Below are 2,203 nucleotides of genomic sequence, written 5' to 3'. Positions count from 1 at the left end.
CCTCGCCGAAGGCGGCGAGGCCCGCCGAGATGGTGATGGGTACGCGGTCGCCCCGGAAATGGAAGCCCAGGGCCTGGATCTCGCTGCGGATGCCCTCGGCCACGCCAAGTGCCTCGTGACCGGCTGCCCCGGACAGCAGCATGACGAACTCCTCGCCGCCGTACCGGGCGGCGAAGTCGGTTTCACGCACGCGCTTGTGCAGCGCCTGGGCCACCGCGCGAATCACCTTGTCGCCGGCCTTGTGGCCGTATGAATCGTTGATGGCCTTGAAGTTGTCCACATCCCAGATGAGCAGTGTCAGGGGAGTGCCGAAACGCTTCCAGCGGCTGTACTCCTGGCGCATGCGCTCGTCGAAGGCCTGGCGGTTGGGGATGCCCGTGAGTTGATCCACCAGGGCCAGTTGCCGCTCGTCTTCCATGGTGCGACGCAGCGACTGGGTTTCATGCTCCAGTTGCACGATTCGCTGGCGCAGCCGCTCGGCGCGCATCTTGTGATCCTGGCAACGGCGCTCTTCCAGCTCGCGAAAGCCGCGCACGTGCTCACTGATGGCGTCCAGGTGTTCGCTGACCAGGCCGCGCAACTGGTCCAGTGAGTCTGCGACGGCCATGTCGTTGTGAAGATCCTGCACCTCGTCGCGGATGCGCATTTCCAGCGCGGCGCCTTCGCCCCGGGCGGTGTCCAGGGCGTCCTCGTGCCCGGTGAGGAAGGCGTCAAACTCGCCCAGCCGATCCGTCACCTCTTTGAGAAACGACTCCAGCTCCCGGCGCTCGCGCTGCGCCCGCAGGCACTGTTCCCTGAGCACGTCCGCCATGCCGGAGAGTAGGGTGGGCCAGTCCGGTCGGGAACCCTTGTCGTCGAGACGCTCGAGAAGCTGTTCCAGCTCGTCGCGCAGCCCCGGCACGGGCGGCAGCTGTTCGAGCATGGCGTTGACGATCTCATGGGGGGTGACGGCACCGGGGGCGGCGTCCGCATCCGCGATCGGACGTCCGGGACGGGCCGGCGTGTCCGGACCGGCGCCACGAACCGCCATCTGCATGCGGGCGATGAAGGATTCGAGGCGCTCCCCATCCGCGGCGGTGTCGGATTTGAGGGCCTCGGAGAGCTCATCCAGTACGCCGTCAAGGCGCGCGTTCTGACCCCTTGCAGTGACGCAAAGGTGGTTGGTGAGTCGTCTCAGTATGCCTTCGTGGACCCGGATCTGTTCCGCCTCGGACTCCAGCTGGCGGATGGTGTCCAGGTACTTAAGCTTCCACTGCTCTTGATCCGACACCAGAGTGGCTCCTGGGGCAGTTTGCTATCGGCCCCCGGCTCGGTGTTGATCAGGGTTGGCGCAAAGGGCCGGGGGGTTTCACTGGGTGTTCGCCCAGTGGGGCAGTTTGACATCTTCCGGAACCACCACCTCGACACCAACGGGCAGATGGTCCGAGTAGTTCACATTGTAGACGTCAACCTGCTCCACGCCCAAGCCCGGCGTGACGAGGATGTGATCGAAGGCGTGCATGGGACGCCAGCTCGGGTAGGTTTTTTGAGCCGCCAGAGGTTCCTGGAGCCGCGTCTTGCGTACCAGCCGGCGAACTTCCGCGGCATGGACGGGGCAGTTCATGTCGCCCATTACCACCACGTGTTCGTGATCGCGCAAGACTTCGCCGATGTATTCCATCTGCATCCTGCGGGCGCGCTGGCCCAGCGACAGGTGCACAAGCATGATCACCAGCGAGCCGGCACCCTGCTCCGCGCCGAAATGGGCTTCCAGCGCACCGCGCCCCGGGATCACGCCGGGGAGCTTGTGTTCCACCACGGTGTGGGGATGGAAGCGAGACAGCAGACCCAGGCTGTGCTGGGCGATCTTGCCGAGGTTGCGGTTCGTCTGGCTGTACCAGTAGGGGTGATCGCTACGTTCGGCGAGATACTGGGCCAGGTTGATGAACTGGCTGCGCAGGCTGCCCGCATCGAGTTCCTGCAGCCCCACCAGATCGAAACCGGCGATGAATCGCGCCACGCTGTCCAGATTGCCCAGGCGTCCCTGGTAGGGGAGGAAGTGTTTCCAGCTGTGGGTGAAGTAATGGTGGAAGCGCCGGGAACCGATGCCCACCTGGACGTTGTAGCTGAGGATGCGGATGCGTTGACCCGCAACGGGCGGTGTGCTTGGCCCCGTCTCGATGATCTGGAGACCACCCTCCGGGGAGGCGGGTCCGGGGGCGGG

At 65.3% G+C, this 2,203-nt stretch carries 2 protein-coding genes; both read right to left on the bottom strand.

What is annotated here, in order from left to right:
- Positions 1 to 1,270: GGDEF domain-containing protein (locus tag B1C78_RS17245; protein ID WP_077280383.1), on the bottom strand; the 1,270-nt coding region annotated here is incomplete at its 3' end.
- A gap of 78 nt (positions 1,271 to 1,348) precedes the next feature.
- Positions 1,349 to 2,164, bottom strand: a complete 816-nt coding sequence (locus B1C78_RS17240) for an endonuclease/exonuclease/phosphatase family protein (RefSeq protein ID WP_077280384.1) — start codon at positions 2,162 to 2,164, stop codon at positions 1,349 to 1,351.
- Positions 2,165 to 2,203 lie beyond the last annotated feature (39 nt).

This window comes from Thioalkalivibrio denitrificans (genome assembly GCF_002000365.1).
GTDB classification, from domain to species: domain Bacteria; phylum Pseudomonadota; class Gammaproteobacteria; order Ectothiorhodospirales; family Ectothiorhodospiraceae; genus Thioalkalivibrio_A; species Thioalkalivibrio_A denitrificans.
The sequence above is the reverse complement of the archived record's forward strand: the minus strand, read 5'-3'. Positions and strand labels throughout refer to the sequence as shown.